Source organism: Vibrio sp. SCSIO 43153 (assembly GCF_023716625.1).
GTDB classification, from domain to species: domain Bacteria; phylum Pseudomonadota; class Gammaproteobacteria; order Enterobacterales; family Vibrionaceae; genus Vibrio; species Vibrio rotiferianus.
This window is the reverse complement of the sequence record NZ_CP071855.1, coordinates 2262172-2282101: the sequence shown is the minus strand read 5'-3', so window position 1 is coordinate 2282101 and position 19930 is coordinate 2262172. Positions and strand designations below refer to the sequence as shown.

At 44.6% G+C, this 19930-nt stretch carries 16 protein-coding genes; 10 read left to right on the top strand and 6 right to left on the bottom strand.

Annotated elements, in window-relative coordinates; translation table 11 throughout:
* Window positions 1-105 precede the first annotated feature (105 nt).
* Complete coding sequence (locus tag J4N37_RS10960) at window positions 106-1050, top strand: glutathione S-transferase family protein (RefSeq protein ID WP_252040925.1); 945 nt, start codon at window positions 106-108, stop codon at window positions 1048-1050.
* A gap of 135 nt (window positions 1051-1185) precedes the next feature.
* Window positions 1186-2460 carry an MgtC/SapB family protein gene (locus tag J4N37_RS10955; protein WP_252040924.1) on the top strand — a complete coding sequence of 425 codons (1275 nt, stop codon included), beginning with the start codon at window positions 1186-1188 and terminating at the stop codon, window positions 2458-2460.
* A 71-nt stretch (window positions 2461-2531) separates the two neighbouring features.
* On the opposite strand, the gene pta is transcribed toward J4N37_RS10955, so the two are convergent.
* Together pta and J4N37_RS10945 are read right to left on the bottom strand one after the other, a co-directional pair.
* Window positions 2532-4697: a phosphate acetyltransferase gene (pta, locus tag J4N37_RS10950; protein ID WP_010449357.1), complete on the bottom strand. Its 2166-nt coding sequence runs from the start codon at window positions 4695-4697 to the stop codon at window positions 2532-2534.
* A 136-nt stretch (window positions 4698-4833) separates the two neighbouring features.
* Complete coding sequence (locus J4N37_RS10945; RefSeq protein WP_010449356.1) at window positions 4834-6030, bottom strand: acetate kinase; 1197 nt, start codon at window positions 6028-6030, stop codon at window positions 4834-4836.
* A 346-nt stretch (window positions 6031-6376) separates the two neighbouring features.
* Between J4N37_RS10945 and yfbV the strand changes: the two genes are divergently transcribed.
* The 6 genes from yfbV to J4N37_RS10915 all read left to right on the top strand — a co-directional run bounded on the left by yfbV (window position 6377) and on the right by J4N37_RS10915 (window position 13425).
* A complete protein-coding gene (yfbV, locus tag J4N37_RS10940; RefSeq protein ID WP_010449355.1) occupies window positions 6377-6829 on the top strand; it encodes a terminus macrodomain insulation protein YfbV in 453 nt (150 codons plus the stop codon).
* A 310-nt stretch (window positions 6830-7139) separates the two neighbouring features.
* Window positions 7140-8105: an ABC transporter substrate-binding protein gene (locus J4N37_RS10935; RefSeq protein WP_010449354.1), complete on the top strand. Its 966-nt coding sequence runs from the start codon at window positions 7140-7142 to the stop codon at window positions 8103-8105.
* Between the two features lie 55 nt (window positions 8106-8160).
* Entirely contained in the window at window positions 8161-9096 is a 936-nt protein-coding gene (locus tag J4N37_RS10930; RefSeq protein ID WP_071234653.1) for an ABC transporter permease, read from the top strand.
* Window positions 9093-9887, top strand: coding sequence for an ABC transporter ATP-binding protein (locus tag J4N37_RS10925; RefSeq protein ID WP_171306251.1), 795 nt, complete (start codon window positions 9093-9095; stop codon window positions 9885-9887). The genes J4N37_RS10930 and J4N37_RS10925 overlap by 4 nt, the downstream gene beginning before the upstream one ends.
* A 140-nt stretch (window positions 9888-10027) precedes the next feature.
* Window positions 10028-11854, top strand: coding sequence for a maltodextrin glucosidase (gene malZ, locus J4N37_RS10920; protein ID WP_252040923.1), 1827 nt, complete (start codon window positions 10028-10030; stop codon window positions 11852-11854).
* 110 nt (window positions 11855-11964) lie between these two features.
* Window positions 11965-13425, top strand: coding sequence for a sensor domain-containing diguanylate cyclase (locus tag J4N37_RS10915; RefSeq protein ID WP_252040922.1), 1461 nt, complete (start codon window positions 11965-11967; stop codon window positions 13423-13425).
* Between the two features lie 68 nt (window positions 13426-13493).
* Here the strand turns inward: J4N37_RS10915 and dusC are convergent, their stop codons facing one another.
* Window positions 13494-14459 carry a tRNA dihydrouridine(16) synthase DusC gene (gene dusC / locus J4N37_RS10910; RefSeq protein ID WP_252040921.1) on the bottom strand — a complete coding sequence of 322 codons (966 nt, stop codon included), beginning with the start codon at window positions 14457-14459 and terminating at the stop codon, window positions 13494-13496.
* Between the two features lie 156 nt (window positions 14460-14615).
* Between dusC and J4N37_RS10905 the strand changes: the two genes are divergently transcribed.
* A complete protein-coding gene (locus tag J4N37_RS10905; RefSeq protein WP_252040920.1) occupies window positions 14616-15224 on the top strand; it encodes an SEC-C metal-binding domain-containing protein in 609 nt (202 codons plus the stop codon).
* A gap of 85 nt (window positions 15225-15309) precedes the next feature.
* Here J4N37_RS10905 and dsbB read toward each other — a convergent pair whose 3' ends face one another.
* Both dsbB and nhaB read right to left on the bottom strand, forming a co-directional pair.
* A complete protein-coding gene (gene dsbB / locus J4N37_RS10900) occupies window positions 15310-15846 on the bottom strand; it encodes a disulfide bond formation protein DsbB (protein ID WP_071234659.1) in 537 nt (178 codons plus the stop codon).
* Between the two features lie 83 nt (window positions 15847-15929).
* On the bottom strand, window positions 15930-17516 hold the full coding sequence (gene nhaB, locus J4N37_RS10895; RefSeq protein WP_010449340.1) for a Na(+)/H(+) antiporter NhaB: 1587 nt from the start codon (window positions 17514-17516) through the stop codon (window positions 15930-15932).
* A gap of 642 nt (window positions 17517-18158) precedes the next feature.
* On the opposite strand from nhaB, the gene fadR reads away from it, so the two are divergent.
* Window positions 18159-18998: a fatty acid metabolism transcriptional regulator FadR gene (gene fadR / locus J4N37_RS10890; RefSeq protein ID WP_010449338.1), complete on the top strand. Its 840-nt coding sequence runs from the start codon at window positions 18159-18161 to the stop codon at window positions 18996-18998.
* 97 nt (window positions 18999-19095) lie between these two features.
* Here the strand turns inward: fadR and J4N37_RS10885 are convergent, their stop codons facing one another.
* Window positions 19096-19902, bottom strand: coding sequence for a hypothetical protein (locus tag J4N37_RS10885; RefSeq protein ID WP_252040914.1), 807 nt, complete (start codon window positions 19900-19902; stop codon window positions 19096-19098).
* Window positions 19903-19930 lie beyond the last annotated feature (28 nt).

The following is a 19930-nucleotide window of genomic DNA, read 5'->3' as shown; positions in this document are numbered from 1 at the left end:
ATTTGGATCATTCGAAATTCTTGAACAAGTTGTACTAAGTGGCCGGATTCTAAGCTGAGCGAGAATCGCTAATATAGTAGAAAACACAGAACGAGGAGATCAGTCATGGGTAAGTTAGTTGAAGGCGTTTGGCACGACGTATGGTACGAAACTAAATCAAGCGGTGGTAAGTTCGTTCGTGAAGATGCGGGTTTTCGCAACTGGATAAAGAATAAACCTGATGCAACGTTCCAGCCGGAGTCAGGTCGCTACCATTTATATGTTTCACTCGCTTGTCCGTGGGCACATCGCACACTGATCTTCCGTAAACTTAAAGGTCTGGAAAAACACATAGACGTTACTGTGGTATGCCCAGATATGTTAAGTGAAGGTTGGCAGATGGGACTCCCAGAGCCACTATTCGGTCATATCCGCATGCACCAGATCTACACCCAAGCTAAGTCCGATTATACTGGGCGCGTTACCGTTCCAGTTCTGTGGGATAAAAAGACCAACACCATCGTATCGAATGAATCGTCTGAAATCATCCGCATGTTTAACTCTGAGTTCAATGAGTTAACGGGTAATCACGATGACTATTATCCAGAACAGCTTCAAAGCGTCATTGATGCGTGGAATGACTACATTTATCCGAACGTGAACAATGGCGTATACCGTTGTGGTTTTGCGACAACGCAAGAAGCTTATGAAGAAGCGTTTGATTCACTGTTTGCCGCACTGGATAAAATCGATGCTCATCTTGCAACGCATCGTTATCTAGCGGGTAATAAAATCACCGAAGCGGATTGGCGCTTGTTTACGACCCTTGTTCGCTTTGATGCAGTGTACGTAGGTCATTTCAAATGTAATAAACAACGCATTGCTGACTATGCAAATATTCAAGGTTATTTGAAAGAGCTATACCAAGTAGAAGGCGTGGCAGAAACCACAGACTTCTACCACATTAAGCGTCACTACTATTTCAGTCATACCGGTATCAACCCAACACAAGTGGTACCCAAAGGCCCTGAATTAGATTTGGATTCGCCTCATGGCCGAGAATCTATCTAAGTTTAAAACTTCTAAGAAAAGTGCCATTTGATGTGGCGCTTTTCTTTTTTCTCAATATCTTCTCACCATCACAGCTTCTTCCTACCGATCACATAAACTGATGATATAACGGCCGATCTTGGACTGAGGTGGGGTATGGATATCAATGAGTTTGTCAGTGGTGAGCAGCTAATTTGGAATCTGTTTATTGCACTATTACTGGGTGCGATTGTGGGCACACAACGTGGTTGGGTGATGCGCAATAGTGTCGAAGGTAGCCGCGTGGCAGGTATTCGAACCTTTTCCTTAGTTGGATTACTTGGTGGTTTGGTTGGGATTCTTGCCAATATCTATACCCCTTTACTGATTGGGTTTGCTCTAATCGCACTGGTTATCCTTGCTTGTATCGCATTTGTCATTCAACAACGAAAGAGTGAGGACATTAGCATCACAGGTGTGGTTAGCTTAGTGATTACTTTTGTTCTTGGCTGTTTGACCGTTTCTGGCGAACCTGTTTTGGCAGCAGCAGCAGCGGTCATTACTGCGGTTGTACTCGATAATAAGAAAGAGCTTCACCATGCCCTGCAAAGGCTACAAGAGTATGAGCTTGATGCAGCTTTACGTCTGCTACTCATTTCCATTGTTTTATTACCACTTCTTCCCAACCAAGCTTACGGTCCTTGGAAGGCTTTGAACCCTTATGAGATCTGGTGGATGGTGGTGTTGATCGCCAGTATTTCATTTGTCGGGTATTTCGCGATTAAGATCGGCGGAGCGAAGCGGGGCATATTGTTTACGTCTGTCTTCGCTGGCTTAAGTTCTTCTACCGCACTGACATTGCAGTTTTCTCATCTTTCACGTGAGCAGGAAGGTATCAGCCCTCTGCTCGCAAGCGGAGTCTTGTTGAGTTGCGGCACTATGTTTCCTCGCTTGTTGATTGTCCTATCTGTTCTCAATCCTCAATTAGTTAGTTTGTTATGGCCGATTGTTTTGGTCATGATGGTTGCGCTTTATTTACCTGCTTGGTGGATATGGCGTCGAAGTGAAGTCGAGAAGATAGAGCAGTCAAACAAACAGACTAACCCGTTGGCGCTTCAATCGGCATTGTTCTTTGGCGTAGTGTTGGCGGCCATTATGCTGTTGTCCCATGCGCTGTCAGACTGGTTTGGTAATGCCGGGGTATTGATCTTATCTGCGCTTTCAGGCATCACCGATGTCGATGCTATCTCGTTGGCTCTTGGACGACAAAGTACCCAAACCTTGAGTGTGACGACTGCCGCACTTGGTATTTTGATTGCTGCGTCTGTAAATACCATCGTTAAGATGGGGATGGTCGTTGCGATAGGGGATAAAGCGCTGTCGGCAAAAGTGGCACCGGTAATGATTGGCTGTGTGCTTTCTGGGGCTGCTTTGTTTTTGGTGATTTATTGATTAATCAAACCAAAAGGCAAAAAAAAACCTCGCCGAGGCGAGGTTTTGTTATCTTGCAAGAAGCGCGGTTATTAGTTAACTGCTTTCTCTTTTGCTTGGTCAGCTTGATCTGCCTGAATCGCAGTTAGAGCAACTGTGTATACGATATCGTCTACTAGTGCACCGCGAGATAGATCGTTTACAGGCTTACGCATACCTTGCAGCATTGGACCGATAGATACTAGGTCTGCTGAACGTTGTACCGCTTTGTAAGTCGTGTTACCAGTGTTTAGGTCTGGGAATACGAATACAGTCGCTTTACCTGCTACTGGAGAGTTAGGCGCTTTAGAAGCAGCTACGTTTTCCATGATCGCTGCGTCGTACTGTAGAGGGCCGTCGATCACTAGATCTGGACGTTTCTCTTGAGCAATCTTAGTTGCTTCACGTACTTTATCTACGTCTGCACCCTTACCTGATTCACCAGTAGAGTAAGAGATCATAGCAACGCGTGGGTCGATACCGAATGCTGCTGCAGAATCAGCAGATTGGATAGCGATTTCAGCTAGCTGTTCCGCTGTTGGATCTGGGTTGATCGCACAGTCACCGTAAACCAATACTTGGTCAGGCAGTAGCATGAAGAATACAGAAGATACGATAGACGCATCAGGTGCAGTCTTGATGATTTGGAACGGAGGAACGATAGTGTTCGCTGTAGTGTGAACCGCACCAGAAACTAGACCGTCAACTTCGTCGTTCTCAAGCATCATAGTGCCTAGGAATACTGAGTCTTGTAGTTTCTCGCGAGCAACAACTTCAGTCATGCCTTTCGCGCCACGTAGCTCAACTAGACGAGCCACGTAGTTTTCACGAACTTCATCAGAGTTGATGATAGTTACGCCAGCACCTAGTGTTACGCCTTGCTGCTCTGCAACGCGACGGATTTCGTCTGGGTTACCTAGAAGCACACACTCCGCGATGCCGCGCTCAGCACAGATAGCCGCAGCTTTAACTGTACGTGGCTCGTCACCTTCAGGAAGAACGATACGCTTGCCAGCTTTACGAGCGAACTCAGTTAGCTGGTAACGGAATGCTGGTGGGCTTAGACGACGAGACTTTTGAGTACCTTCAGTCATAGACTCGATCCAGTTACCGTCGATGTGACCAGCAACGTGCTCGTTGATGAACTCGATACGCTCTTTATCGTCTGCAGGAACTTCGATAGAGAAGCTCTGTAGGTTAAGAGAAGTTTGCCAAGTGTTGCCTTGTGCTTTGAAAATCGGTAGACCAGTTTCGAATGCTGGCTTACATAGACCCACGATTTCTTCTGGGATGTCGTAACCGCCAGTTAGAAGCACTGCACCGATATCAACGCCGTTCATTGCTGCAAGTGCAGCTGCAACGATAACGTCTGGACGGTCTGCAGAAGTAACAAGTAGAGAGCCTGGTTTGAAGTGCTCAATCATGTTTGGCAGAGAACGTGCACAGAAAGTGATGCTCTTAATACGACGAGTTGCGATGTCACCTTCGTTGATAATGTCAGCGTTTAGGTGCTGAGCCATATCGATTGCACGAGTAGCGATAAGATCGATGCTCCATGGCACGCAACCTAGTACACGAATTGGAGAAGTGTTGAAGATTTCCATCACTTTCATTTCGTTTTGCTTCGCGCTGTCTGCATCGTCAAAGATTTCAGATAGGTCAGGGCGAGTACGGCCAGCTTCATCAACAGGTGCGTTTAGCTTGTTGATGATTACACCAGAGATGTTCTTGTTCTTAGTACCACCGAAGTTAGAACATGCTACTTCAATGCGCTCTTTAAGTTGAGCTGGGTTATCTGTACCAGGAGTTGCAACAAGAACGATTTCCGCGCCTAGTGTTGCTGCGATTTCCGCGTTCACTTGGTTAGCGAATGGGTGCTTACGAGTTGGTACTAGACCTTCGATAAGCGTTACATCTGCATCTTTGTTGATTTGGTTGTAACGCTCAACAACAGTTTCTAGTAGCTCGTCCATGTTGTCGTTACCGATTAGGCTTTCAGCAACAGACATCGCTACAGGTTGACCAATCTTCATATCGCTGTTGTAGCCAACGATAGTTGAAGTTAGATCTGGTTGATCACCGCCAGAACGTGGCTGTGAAATTGGTTTGTAGAAAGAAACTTTAACGCCTTTGCGCTCCATTGCGCGAAGAACACCCATGCTTACGCTAGTTAGACCAACACCAGCACTTGCAGGGATAAGCATAATAGTACGAGACATTCGTAGAGTACCTTTAGCTATTGGGGGGATAAAAGCTCAACTCTTATTCCATGAAAATTCAGAGAATAGGAGTTAAGCCCCTAATAAATTCTTTGGAAGAAAAACTGGCTAGCCAATCGGCTAGCCAGTTTAATCATTAAAGACCTGCTAGACGTGCAGTGTCTTCAGCGATAACTAGCTCTTCGTTAGTAGAGATAACCATTGCTGGGATACGGCTGTTTGCAGTAGTGATAGTACCTTCACCACCGAAACGTGCTTTAAGGTTTGCTTCGCTGTCTACTTCGATGCCGAAGATAGCTAGACGGTTAAGAACCATTTCACGGATAGGGCCAGAGTTCTCGCCGATACCGCCAGTGAAAGTGATTGCGTCTAGACGGCCTTCCATTGAAGCCGTGTAACCCGCTACGTATTTAGCTAGACGGTGACAGAACACGTCCATTGCGCGAGTTGCTTCTTCTTTCTCACCGTAGTTGTCTTCAACGAAACGACAGTCAGAAGTCACTTCAGTTAGACCAGCAAGACCAGACTCTTTAGTTAGCATGTTGTTGATTTGTTCAACAGAGTAACCTAGAGCGTCGTGTAGGTGGAAGATGATCGCTGGATCGATGTCACCACAACGAGTACCCATTACTAGACCTTCAAGAGGAGTTAGACCCATAGAAGTATCTACAGATTTACCGTTCTTGATTGCACAAACAGAAGCACCGTTACCTAGGTGACAGTTGATGATGTTTACTTCTTCAACTGGCTTGTCTAGTAGGTTAGCAACTTCACGAGTGATGAACAGGTGTGAAGTACCGTGCATGCCGTAACGACGGATGCCGTGCTCTTTGTATAGGTTGTATGGAAGAGCGTATAGGAAAGACTCTTCAGGCATAGTTTGGTGGAACGCAGTGTCAAATACAGCAACGTTTTTAAGCTCTGGGAAGTTTACTTTAGCAGCTTCGATACCGATAAGGTGTGCTGGGTTGTGAAGAGGTGCGAAAGTCGCAGCGTCTTGAATACCCTTTAGAACTTCATCAGTGATCAGTGCAGATTGAGTGAACTGCTCACCACCGTGTACGATACGGTGACCGATAGCGCCTAGGTTAGCTTTAAGCTCTGGCTTAGAAGCAAGAATAGTTTCTACCATGAATGATAGTGCTTCTACGTGAGCTGCGCCTGCACCAAGTTGAGCTTCGTGCTTGCCGTCAAGCTTCCATTTCATACGAGCTTCTGGAAGACCAAGACACTCTGCAAGACCTGTTAGGTGCTCTGCACCTGTTTCTGCATCAACAACAGCAAATTTAAGAGAAGAACTACCACAGTTTAAAACTAAAACTAGCTTAGACATGTATGACTACCTGTTTATTCGTCTGACAAAAAAATCAGTTAAGGATGAAAATCAATCACAAGAATAGACGATACCAGCAAGGCTGCGCACTAATCTTGGTCAAAAATTGTTCTAATTCCATATAAAAGAATAGTGATGAACCCATCCATCACTATGATGCGATCCGTGCAGATAGGAATCTCGGAGTTGCTTAAATTGTAAATAACGGCAACAATGAGATTGAGGGTCTGCAAAGGATAGCGATAATAGGCAATGATAACAAAAAAATTTTGAAAGAATATTAACTTTCATCAATTTTTTGCGCCTTCAGTTGAAATGTTCAACTATTTTTTAGTGAGAGAGCGGTATGAGCAAACAAGTCGGATTGATCCATAGCCTGAAAGACGGCCAACGCTACATGGAGATCTGGCCGGTTCGTAAAGAGCTGAACGCCATTTTTCCCGAACAACGCATTATCAAAGCAACACGCTTTGGCATTAAAGTGATGCCAGCAGTCGCGGCGATCAGTGTGCTCACTCAAATGGCTTTTAATAATTACAACGCGCTACCGCAAGCCATCGTGGTTGCATTATTCGCGATCAGTATGCCACTGCAAGGCATGTGGTGGTTGGGCAGTCGTTCAAATACTAAGCTGCCGCCTACGCTGGCTTCTTGGTACCGTGAATTACACCAGAAGATCACTGAGTCAGGTTTCGCACTTGAACCAGTAAAAGCGCGTCCAAGATACAAAGAATTGGCGGTGATCTTAAACCGAGCATTCCGCCAACTAGATAAGACAGCACTCGAGCGCTGGTTCTAAACATCGAAACTAATCACTATCACTGAAATGGAGTGTGCAATTGCCACTCCATTTTTTATGCCCGCAATTCTTATTTCACTCCTTTCTTATTTGCAATAACCGCCTTACGTACCGATTGCGAGATCACAAATGTTACTTTGTTGTTAAATCTTGCTTTTCTTTAGCGAGACTTAGCGTTAATAATGAAAAACAGATGCACAAAAAGTGCACAGCTTTAAACACAACATCCCATCTTCCTCGTTATTTCTGTTGGGCATTCATTTTCGAAGAGGCTTTCAGTTCAAGGACGAAGAGACATCAAGGAGTCATGATGAAAACGAAACATTTATTAGCTACTGCCATTCTTACCGCGACCACTGTTTTTTCCTCTGCCAACGTGCTTGCTAACACTGCCACTGTTGCGGTTTCACAAATCGTAGAACACCCTGCACTCGATGCGACTCGTCAGGGCTTGATAGATGGCCTGAAAGCAAAAGGCTATGAGCAAGGGAAGAATTTGGAGTTTGACTACAAAACTGCACAAGGTAACCCAGCTATAGCGGTACAGATTGCACGTCAATATGTGGGTGAAAGCCCAGATGTGCTTGTGGGCATAGCAACACCATCAGCACAGGCTTTGGTTTCTGCTACTCGTTCTATTCCAGTTGTGTTTACTGCAGTAACGGATCCTGTAGGCGCTAAGTTAGTTAAATCCATGCATCAGCCGGGTAAAAACGTCACAGGCCTTTCTGATTTGTCTCCTGTGGCGCAGCACGTTGCACTGATTCAAGAAATTTTGCCGAAAGCTAAATCCATTGGCGTGGTCTACAACCCTGGTGAGGCGAATGCAGTGACACTGGTACAGCTGTTAAAAGAGAGCGCGGAAGCAAATGGCCTTGAAGTGGTAGAAGCGACGGCACTGAAGAGTGCAGATGTACAATCTGCAACTCAAGCTATTGCAGCTAAGTCAGATGTGATTTATGCACCGACAGATAACACAGTAGCTAGCGCGATTGAAGGTATGATCGTCGCAGCGAATCAGGCAAAGAAACCCGTCTTTGGTGGGGCGACTTCTTATGTAGAAAAAGGAGCGATTGCCAGTTTAGGTTTTGATTACTATCAGGTTGGTGTTCAAACTGCTGACTATGTTGCTGCGATTTTGGAAGGGCAAGAGCCGGGCAAGTTAGATGTCAAAGTAGCAACAGGCTCTGATCTGGTTGTGAATGAAGGTGCGGCAACTAAGCTGGGTATTCAACTACCGAGCTCTGTTGTGAAACGTGCGACTAGCATTCAGTAATAGTCGTGTTCAGGTCGGTTTAACGTCGACCTGACTTGTGCAGAAAGGAGCAGTTATGTCTGCATTTGCTTTTTTTGGTGCCCTCGAGATAGGCCTTATCTACGGTTTAGTTGCCTTGGGCGTCTACCTTACGTTTCGAGTACTAGATTTCCCTGATTTAAGTGTTGATGGTAGCTTTCCTATGGGCGCCGCCGTTGCCGCAACCGCTATTGTGGCGGGTATCAATCCTTGGATTGCGACAGGAATGGCAGTCATTGCTGGTGGCATGACAGGGTGGGTGACCGCCTTTCTAGCGGTTCGTTGTGGCATTCTTCATCTACTCGCTTCCATTCTTACCATGATTGCGGCGTTCTCTATCAACATTCGCATCATGGGCAAGCCGAACATGGCGCTGCTTGGAGAAGACACTATTCTTACCCCTTTTGAATCGATCGGCGATGCTATGTATATCCGACCTTTGATTGTCGGTGTGCTGGTATTACTTTCCGCGCTATTTGTCGTGCGTCTTCTTAACAGCGATTTCGGTTTAGGGTTAAGAGCGACAGGGGTAAACGCCCGAATGGTGGCAGCGCAGGGGGCGAGTACTGGCTTTTACACTTACTTTGGCTTAGCGCTGTCTAACGGATTTGTTGGTTTTGCTGGGGCGTTATTTGCTCAGACCAACAGCTTTGCCGATGTCACCTCTGGTGTGGGTACCATCGTAGTTGGTCTTGCGGCGGTTATCCTTGGACAAACCCTCATTCCAGGGCGGAAAATCTGGGTTGCAGTTTGTGCGGTGATTATTGGTTCGGTGCTTTATCGCCTAGCAGTAGCATTTGCCCTGAGTTCGGGAATGTTTGGCCTACAAGCATCGGATCTAAATTTGGTTACAGCCGTACTCGTCGCGGTAGCTTTGATAGCGCCGAAATTGAAACAGAGAATGAAAGCCAAACAACGAGTGTCGAATGCAAAACAAGCGGCATCGAAAAATGGATCAGGAGAGGCACTATGATTGAACTCAATGATATTCAAGTGACCTTCAATCCCGGCACTATTTTGGAAAACAGAGCGTTAAAAGGGGTGTCTTTAGAAGTACCTGAGCATGAGTTCCTCACCGTGATTGGATCCAACGGCGCGGGTAAATCAACGCTACTTGGTGCGGTGACGGGCGAAACGCCAATGATTGGTGGGCAAGTGATCATAGGGGGGCAAGATGTAACGCGTAAGACGGTTGCACAACGCGCCACTCAATGTGCTCGCGTATTCCAAGACCCACTAGCTGGTACTTGTGGGGATTTGTCCATTGAAGAAAACATGGCGCTTGCTTACATGCGGGGTCAGCGTCGCGGGTGGGGGATGGCGCTCTCAGCGAAACGTCGCAAGCTGTTTCAAGAGCGCATCAGCATTCTGGATTTAGGGCTTGAAGATCGCCTTGGTGACAGCATTGGGCTACTTTCTGGCGGTCAGCGTCAAGCAGTCAGTCTGGTTATGGCAACACTATCAGACAGTAAACTACTCCTGCTTGATGAACACACCGCCGCGTTAGACCCTCGTATGGCAGCTTTTGTTATTGATCTGACTAAGCGCATTGTCACCGAGTTTAATCTTACGGTAATGATGGTAACACACTCGATGAAGGATGCTCTGGCCTGTGGTGACAGGACAGTAATGTTGCACCAAGGAGAAATTGTTCTTGATGTAGCGGGTGAGCAGCGAGCGAATATGCAAGTACCAGACTTATTGGAAATGTTTTCTAAAGTGCGTGGAGAGGAGTTGGCAGATGACAGCTTGTTGTTGAACTAGCTTAGAGTGTTTGTCGACTACGCCTACCAAATGTGATCCTCCTTGAGAAAATGACCCGTACGGTATTTTTAAAAGGAGGATTTTTAGATGGGTGCTCTTTATTAAAATAGTGGAATATTCCAATACTAAGAGCGCTTACCATGACCCTTCCATTTATCTTCCATGGCCAAACTGAAGATGGCCTTGTTTTTGATGGTGAACGGCTTACCGTCATTTTGAAAACCGAAAGCATCGAGTTTGATAGCGTGTATGTACGCTGTGAACCAGACAATGAAGAATACCTCATAGAGATGAAGCCTTGTGGTAATGCAGGTGAGCTTCAGTTGTGGCAAGCACAATTTGCAGCGAACCGAGACCGTGACGTCACCCATTATGTGTTCAAGCTGCTCAAAGGCAACCACCAGCTTTGGCTTGATGGCAGAGGCGTGCATAAGCGTATGCCGCCGAAAGAGTTCCACTTTAAATTGAACACGCAGTCTCAGCCTCCTCGCTGGGTGCAAGAACAGGTCTTCTACCAGATATTTCCGGATCGCTTTAAGGCTAGCCAAGATGAGCAATCGATTCGAAATGCTTACGCTCAATACGACCCGGAAATTTTAGTAAAACCTTGGGGGGAGGCGGTTGGGTCTCACCAAAATACGGGCGCAAGAGAGTTTTTCGGTGGTGATTTAAAAGGTGTTGAGCAGAAGCTTGATTACTTGGATGAGTTGGGTGTGACAGCGTTGTACTTCAACCCAATTTTTACTGCACCAAGTAATCATAAATATGACACGACGGATTATTTCACGATCGATCCAATGTTTGGAAGCAATGAACTGTTTGCAGATTTGTGTGAACGAATTCATGGCAAGCAAATGAAGGTAGTTTTGGATGCGGTATTTAATCACACCTCAGTGGAGCACCCTTGGTTCGATATAAAACAAGAAGGTATTGGGGCGTATGGAAATCCAAATTCAGATTTTCGTGACTATTACTTCTTCGAGGGAGAAACCAATAATTACATTGGCTGGAAAGGTATTGCTAGCCTACCCGTTCTGAACTTTGAAAATGAGCAGGTGCGCGATTACATCTATCAAAGTGAAGAGGCCGTAATCAAATATTGGCTCAAACCACCATATTCTGTCGATGGTTGGCGTTTTGATGTCATTCATATGTTGGGTGAAGGCGATGGTGCGAAAAACAACGCGCACTATGTGGAAGCTTTCCGTCAAGCAACCAAATCAACCAACCCTAATGCGTATGTGTTAGGTGAACACTTCTTTGAGGCGACGCAATGGCTGCAAGGCGGCCAAGAGGATGGAGCGATGAACTACTATGGTTTTGCCCATCCAGTGCGAGCATTTGTAGCTAAAAAAGATATTGCTTATGACCCGATCATGATTGGTGGACTGGATTTTAAAGAATGGTTAGATGAAGCAAGAGCAAAAATTCCTTGGCACAACCAACTATCCCAACTGAATCAGTTGGACAGCCACGATACTGCGCGCTTTCTTTCTCTGATTAAAGGGGACAACAAACGGATGGAATTAGCATTAATCATGCTGATGACGTACGTAGGAGTACCATGTGTTTATTATGGCAGTGAAGTTGGCCTAGAAGGCGGTTTGGATCCGGATAACAGACGCTGTTTCCCTTGGGAAGAGGTTGCAAAGTCCAAATGGTTGCCAATCTATAAGCGTTGGATTGCCATACGTAGGAACTACCCATGTTTACAATCAGGTAGTCTTCAGTGGTTATATGCGTCTGATGATGTATTGGTCTTTGCAAGACAGCTGGGGAGTGAAGCTGTAATTGTTGCATTGAATTTTAGTGAAGATGTGCAATTGATTGATATTCCGTTGTGGAAACTTGGCTTAAATGCTAAATACTTGCTTCAGCTTTGCGAAACTGGCGATAAAGTTGATTATAGGCGTCATTTTTCTGTCAAGATCACACCTTTAACGTCTAGTTTATGGCAAGTGAAGTGACACTTAGCACCTAATTTATTAAAATTTATGAATACTTAAATTAAAAACTATAAACAGCCCCTGAATGGCTTAAGCTGTTCAGGGTAAATAATAATCAGTCGTGGTATTCAATGGGTAATCAAAGGCGATTCAGCCTCAAGTTTGTCATCTTCTTCCCTCTGTTTTTGCTCTGTGTTGTCATGCTAGTGACAGCCAAAAACTACTATGATGCGATGAATCGCTACATCGACTTGGAATACGCTAAAATCGACCGAGCGGTCAATCGTGCAGTTAAAGTTCTGACAGCCCTAGATTATAGCTTCGTCAATTATTCAAATCCTGCCCATCCATTATTTAAAGAACACAATCATATGCTAGAAAATGACTTGTGTTATGTATGGCCTATCGATGTCTTGCTTCTAGAGAATACCCATTCAGGTGGACTGCCGGCTGTTGAGCTGGACTACATGATTGTTGGTCAAAAAGAACTGTGTGAACCGGGAAGTGATCTATTCAAGGTGGCTGAAAAAAAAGCGGGTTTTGCTCCTTCCCTTTCATTCCTTCATGATATTGAATCGCACATTCTTGGTATCCACTATATCGATCAGAGAGGCTACGTTATTTCCTCTCCAGAAACGTACGCAAAGTACTTTACTCGAGAGCTTTGGAGTACGTTGAAAGCAAGACCGTTTTGGCAGAAAACAGCTCAGGATACCGTGAAAGTGACTATGTCTGGCCCCGCACCTATGTTGGACCGACATGACGGTCAGGTTATTAGCCTAACCGTGCCAATTTATGAGAAAGGCGAACATCAAGGTGTGTTGTCGATTGATTTTGATGTCGACGCCTTACTCAAAACGACGGACAACTTAGCGGGCAAGTTGCATGTCATTTCTAATGTAATGAGCATGCCTGACAACGTTTTGAGAGTAGAGGCTTTAGAGCACGAACGTTTAAGCTCAAATCATAAAATCTTCTATGAATACAATATTTTGGATGAGTTTAAGAACTTACTTGTATTTGAGAAGTACAGTGTCGCCGTTGCGTTCTTTATTTATGTACTGAGTACCGTCGCCCTATTTTTAGTCAATGCTCGTACAGAAAGTCGTTATTTTGAAGAGCTTGCAGCGAAAGATCCAATGACAGGTTTATTGAACCGTCGCGGAATGGAAGCGGTCTGGCGCAATAAAATCACGAAAAAGAATATTGCCTTAGCCGTATTTGATATCGATAACTTTAAATCTATTAATGATACTTATGGCCACGATGTTGGCGATGATGCGATTAAGGCTGTCGCGAGAGCCATTAAAGAAAATATTCGCCACACTGATGTCGCTTCTCGGTTCGGTGGTGAAGAGTTTGTTCTAGCAATCTACGATGAAGATATTGAATGTATGAAGCTCATTCTTCAACGAGTTGCGGATTCAATTGCAGCAAGTTCAAAGAAAGTAATAAAGGAAGGATTTACGGTTTCTGGTGGGGTTGTTGTGAAAGGCTCGACTCAGTTAGCGAGCTTTGATGAGCTTTTCAAAGTTGCTGATGAAAAACTGTACGAAGCGAAAACAACAGGAAAGAACAAAATCTGTTACTAGCGCAACAAATCTTAGTATTGAAAAGGGCGATCTAATCGCCCTTTTTAACACACAGAGAGGTCAAGTTTTTAAGCTACATTGAGGCGTGCTTGTAGCTCATCACGGTAGCGTTGGATATGTTCAACGATTGGTGCTGCTTTATTAAACGTACGGATCTCTCGGAATAGTTCGTTCGCTTCAGGGTAAGATTGGCGCAAGTACGCAAACCATTGTTTTACGCGGTTTGGATAATACAAACCTTTATCGCCTTTCATTTCAAACTGTGAGTAGTAAATCAGCAAATCTACTACTTCATTCCAAGCCATCGGCTGGTGGTTGTATTTCACCATATTGCCAAGGTTCGGAATATTAAATGCACCACGGCATACCATTAAAGAGTCAACACCTGTCGTTGCAATACAGCGTTGTCCGTCTTCGTAGTTCCAAATCTCGCCATTGGCAATTAACGGGATATCAAAACGTTCACGAATTTTAGTTATGTATTCCCATTTGATCTCAGATGCCTTGTAACCACCCTCTTTCGTACGTGCGTGGACAGTCAGTTCATTCGCGCCAGCTGATTGAATCGCATCAACGATCTCAAAGCAGTCCTCTGGATTTTCCCAGCCTAGGCGAATTTTCGCGGTAACAGGGATATCAGCAGGCACCGCGTCGCGACATGCTTTTACAACGTTGTGAATTAGGTCAGGGTGCTGGAGTAGGGCTGCACCACCCTTACTTCTGTTGACCAATCTAGCGGGACAACCAAAGTTCAAATCAATACCGCGAGCGCCAAGTTCAGCTGCTTTGAACGCGTTCTCTGCCATCCAGTTTGGCTCTTGGCCAAGAAGTTGCACGTGAACGGGTACGCCAGATGCGGTTTGCGAGTCTTGCAGAAGCTCAGGGCACAGACGATGGAATACGTGATCAGGTAACAGTTGGTCGATGACTCGGACAAACTCTGTCACACAAAGATCATAGTCGTTTATCTCGGTTAGGATTTGGCGCATCAAATGGTCCAAAACGCCTTCCATCGGGCCTAATACAACTCGCATAGCTTGCCTAATACAGTTTGGTGGTAAAAAGGAGGGCGATTGTAGCGATGTGCGTGAAGTTTGTCATTAAAAGACTCATCAGCATCGAGTGACATCAACTAGCATCTTATAAGCTCTAGGGTATAATGCCGCCAAATTCATGGGAAACCAGATGTCATGCAATACACATTAATTGAGAAAGGTGAAGTTCAAATCGACGAATCTTCACTGTTTATGGAAGGTGCGGTACTGGCTGCTAACCTGACCACGAAACCCTTAGCACCTGAAACATGGCTAGAGCCTCTTCTAGGTGAGGGTTTTAAAGCGATTCAGCCAGTCGTTGAAGAGCAGATTCACAAGCAGCACAACTACATATTGCGTAACGAGTACTCTATTCTTGCACTTACGGAAAGCAAACCAGAGCAGTTAGCTGATTTTGCTGAAGGCTTTATGTCCGTTTGGCCGATGATTGAAGAGCAGTGGCATGATGTGGTACTGAACGATGGCCTTGAACGCATGCTACAGGCATTGTTAACAACGATGATGTTGGCAATTGATGAAGAGCAAACGCAACAGCAGATGCGTGATGCGGGGATTGAAACCCCTCCTGCGCTAACGGATTTCATCGAGCAGTTTGATCTTATGATCAACGAAGTCGCACTTGGTGCTGATGAGTTGATGGTAGGAAAAAAATCAAAGAGCTTAAACCCATTCAAAGGGGTGGGTCGTAACGATCTTTGCCCATGTGAAAGCGGTAAGAAATTTAAGCAATGCTGCGGTAAATAACAGATATACAGATAGAAAGAAAAGCCGACTTGTAGTCGGCTTTTTTGTGTAATGTCGTTAGAAATCAGAGTTTAAGGCTCATCAATTATTGAATTGGGTTTTTGCGCTTACCACCAAAGAATTGAGCGATCACGATAAAGGCAAAAGCAATTAGGTTACCCGCGAAAATCACTACAAGCCACTGAGGCATAGAAAGGCCAAGGAACTGCCACACGATCTTCGCACAGTCACCATATGCTTCAAACATCCACGGAACCCACTGATTTAAAGGTGCCCAGCTAGGGAAGGTAACAAACAGATCACAAGTTGCAAATGGTGATGGGTTGAACTGGTAGTCGACATGCTGCATCGCCAGCATCAAACCTTTATAAGCACTTGCTCCCCATGCCGCCAATGCCACCCAACGTACAAGAGGGTTATTGGGTGCAATAAGACCAATCATTGCAGCTGCGCCGATTCCCATCATGGCGACACGCTCATAAATGCACATAACGCAAGGTGCAAGCATCATCACGTGTTGGAAGAATAAAGCACAGGCTTCGAAAAAAACGATTGCGATAAGAAGAAGAAGCCAAGATAAGCGTCCCTTCGAGAAGTCATTCAGTGATGCAAAAATAGTCACAAGTAATATCCTATTGATGAAATTAAAAAGCTCTGAATACTCAGAGCTTTTTAACGTGGATAAGTTTCTTAATCAACCAAATTTTAATGGCCGCTAGATACTGCCGGAGCGATATCACCACTGTGCGGAACGATCCAGCCCGCGTCGTAGAAAGAAGCTGTTGCTGGTTCTAGGAAGAACATAATTCCCATCAAACCAACCAAAGCCAATACAACGGTGTATGGCAGTGCCATTACTACCATGCGACCGTAAGATAGACGAATCAACGGTGCCAGTGCTGAAGTTAGCAAGAATAGGAAAGCAGCTTGACCGTTTGGAGTCGCAACTGAAGGTAGGTTAGTACCAGTGTTAATTGCCACTGCTAGTAGATCAAATTGTTCACGTGTAATTAGGCCTTCCATGAGAGCCGTTTTCACTTCATTGATGTATACCGTACCAACGAATACGTTATCCGAAACCATAGATAATAGTCCGTTTGCTACGTAGAACAAGGCAAGCTGAGCACCTTTGTCCTCGACAGCAAGTACTGCGTCAATAACAGGCTTGAACAGCTCTTGGTCAATGATAACGGCAACGACAGCAAAGAATACCGCTAACAGCGCTGTAAATGGCAGTGCCTCTTCAAACGCTTTACCCATTGAGTGCTCTTCGATTACTCCGGTAAACGATGTTGCAAGGATGATAACTGACAGACCGATTAGGCCAACAGCGGCTAGGTGGAGTGCGAGAGCGGCGATCAACCAAACTGCAATAAGGCCTTGAACCCAAAGCTTAGCCACGTCTTGGTTTGTTCGCGTCTTACGTTCTTCACGATCGAAATCAACGAGGATTTGACGGACGTTATCAGGAAGTTTTACTCCGTAGCCAAATACTTTTAGCTTTTCAACAACCGCACAAGTGATCAAACCACAGATAAATACAGGTAGTGTCACAGGTGACATGCGAATTAGAAACTCGCCAAATAACCAACCTGCTTGATCGGCAATAATCAGGTTTTGTGGTTCACCAACCATAGTAGTTACACCACCTAGCGCGGTACCAACACCAGCATGCATTAGTAACGAACGTAGAAATGCACGATAGTTTTCTAGGTCATCACGGGTTAGTTCTGTGATGGTGTCATCTTGAGTATGGTCGTGGTCTCCAATTGGGTTACCAGAAGCAACTTTGTGGTAAATCGAGTAGAAACCAACCGCAACGCTGATAACAACGGCAATTACTGTCAAAGCATCTAAGAAAGCTGAAAGAAATGCAGCTGCAAAACAAAATGCGAGTGAAAGTAAAGTTTTTGAACGAATACCAAGCAATATCTTCGTAAAGATGAATAGCAAAAGGTGCTTCATGAAGTAGATACCCGCTACCATAAATACAAGTAGTAGGAGCACCTCAATATTGGCTACAAGCTCATGCTTCACCTGTGCAGGGCTTGTCATTCCAATCGCAACCGCTTCTATTGCTAGAAGACCGCCCGGTTGCAGTGGGTAGCATTTTAGAGCCATTGCTAGAGTGAAAATAAATTCAGCAACTAACAACCAACCAGCTACGAATGGATCAATTAGAAAGAATACAATTGGGTTAACAATTAGGAAGGCTATAATGGCAACTTTGTACCAATCAGGCGCCTTACCAAGAAAGTTCTTGATAAAGGCGTTTCCGAGCGATATCGGCATGATAATTCTCTTTATAACAAAATTATGAATAGACACTACAATAGTGCTTCAGCTTCTGTTTATTAGGCTTATTAGTTAGCCTTTTTAAACAATAACTTAGAAAAACAACAATCCTTTGTTCTCTTGTAGTCTTGCCAAGTTACTTCCCCTGAAACTCAAGCACCGCTCACTTTCGACCGCAACTCTACACTCAGTCAATCAATAGTCAACAACAAAACTTAATGCTACCGACTAAAACGGCTTTTTAATTGTAATAACGCGATCAAAACGGCGTTACTATATCATGAAAAGCTTATAAAAATTCACCTTGGATTTTAATTTACGTTCAATGACGAGAAAAGATAAATTAATAAAGAACATTAACCATTAGGCACAATTTTATTTTGCATATTTTGATCTAAAAAATGTGATCAATAATGCTTTATTACAGCTTGCTTTGTGCCCTATAGCGGGAATTTAAAATATGAATTTCGCGTCTTTGGCTTCATAAATTACCAATAGCAATCTGATGAAACAAATAGAGTATTAACTCTATATTTAAACTTCGTTTCATTTATTGATCGTAAATTTTCTCAAATCGTTAACTAGTGGTATGATGAGTCTTATCGACCCAGTGAAATCAATAATTGGATAAAAAGTAGAATGGTCATAAAGGCGAAAAGCCCTGCGGGATTCGCAGAAAAATACATTATCGAGAGCATTTGGAACGGCCGTTTTCCTCCTGGCTCCATTTTACCCGCTGAGCGTGAGCTTTCTGAATTAATCGGTGTAACGAGAACGACATTGCGTGAAGTGTTGCAACGTTTAGCTCGTGATGGCTGGTTAACTATCCAACACGGTAAGCCAACGAAAGTTAACCAGTTTATGGAGACGTCTGGTCTGCATATCTTGGATACGCTAATGACACTTGATGTGGATAACGCAACGAACATCGTTGAAGACCTGCTCGCTGCGCGTACTAACATAAGTCCAATCTTCATGCGTTATGCATTCAAAGCAAACAAAGAAGCGTCTGAGCGTACTATCCAGAATGTGATTGAGTCGTGTGAAGCGCTTGTCAGTGCCTCTTCATGGGATGAATTTATCGCAGCTTCTCCATATGCAGACAAGATCCTGCAAAGCGTAAAAGAAGACAATGAGAAAGACGAAGCGAAACGCCAAGAAATCTTGATCGCGAAGACGTTCAACTTCTACGATTACATGTTGTTCCAGCGTTTAGCGTTCCATTCTGGCAACCAGATCTACGGTCTTATCTTTAATGGCCTGAGAAAGCTTTATGATCGAGTGGGTAGCTACTACTTCTCAAACCCAGCGTCACGTGATTTAGCGCTACGTTTTTACCGTCAGCTTCTAGAAACGTGTGAGACGGGTCAGCGTGATCAACTACCAATTGTGATTCGTCACTATGGTATGGAGAGTGCGCAAATTTGGAACGAGATGAAGCAAGAGTTGCCAACCAACTTCACAGAAGACGACAGCTAATCAATTCTTGAATTCAACGATTTCAAAATAAAACCGCAGGTATATACCTGCGGTTTTTTATTGGTATTGAGAGTGTCTCAAGCGAGCAATCCGATGATCAAGCTAGGGACAATCTGGGTAAAGGTAAGTAGAGGGTTTCTATGATGTCTGAAAGCATTTGGTCGTAGGTGTTAAACACGGATAGGGATAAGTCTGAGGTGATGTCATAGAGTTCTTCTTCGCTTAAGGCGACTACTTCACCTTCAATGTAATCGTTCAGTGACTGAATCGATTTGGTCGATGTTGGCGAGGCAAGGCTCAAAGGGCTAATGACTGCCAACTGGTTAAGCCTTCTAATCATCACTGATGCATAGTTTCTCATTCGTTCAGGGCCGCCTCTATCTTCCATGTCCTGAATACTGATACGCAGTTGTGTCAACGTCTCTAGGCTATCAATTACAGTTTGCCAATTCATGTGGTACTCGTCATACAACTCGTCTCTTTGGGCAATTGCGAGCCATGCAATAGTGACCTCATCCATCAAAAACAAACTATGGCGAATCAATTTACCATGCTCAATCTGATTGCGTGCTACGGTGTTGTCTTGCCATTGCTCTATCAACTTGTCGACTTTGATTTGCAGCACGCGATACATGGGTTTGTTCTCAAAGCGAGAGGTTTCCACTAGCTGGTGTAATTTATAGCCTAGTTCTTGATGAATTTGCTCTATCTCTTTTTCGTGATTTTGTTGGTATTGAATAGAGTAGTGGGTTACTGCTCGATGGCGACGCAATAGATGGACGACATCGCGTAATAACGTGAGTAATTGATACTTGCGAGCGTGTTGTTTCTCCCGCTTTGCAGCTAAATGATAGATCCCAGCCAGAATGGCAATCGAGATCAAAGTAGAAATCAAAACAAACATAACCAACTCCTTGTTAGTGCTGTTGACC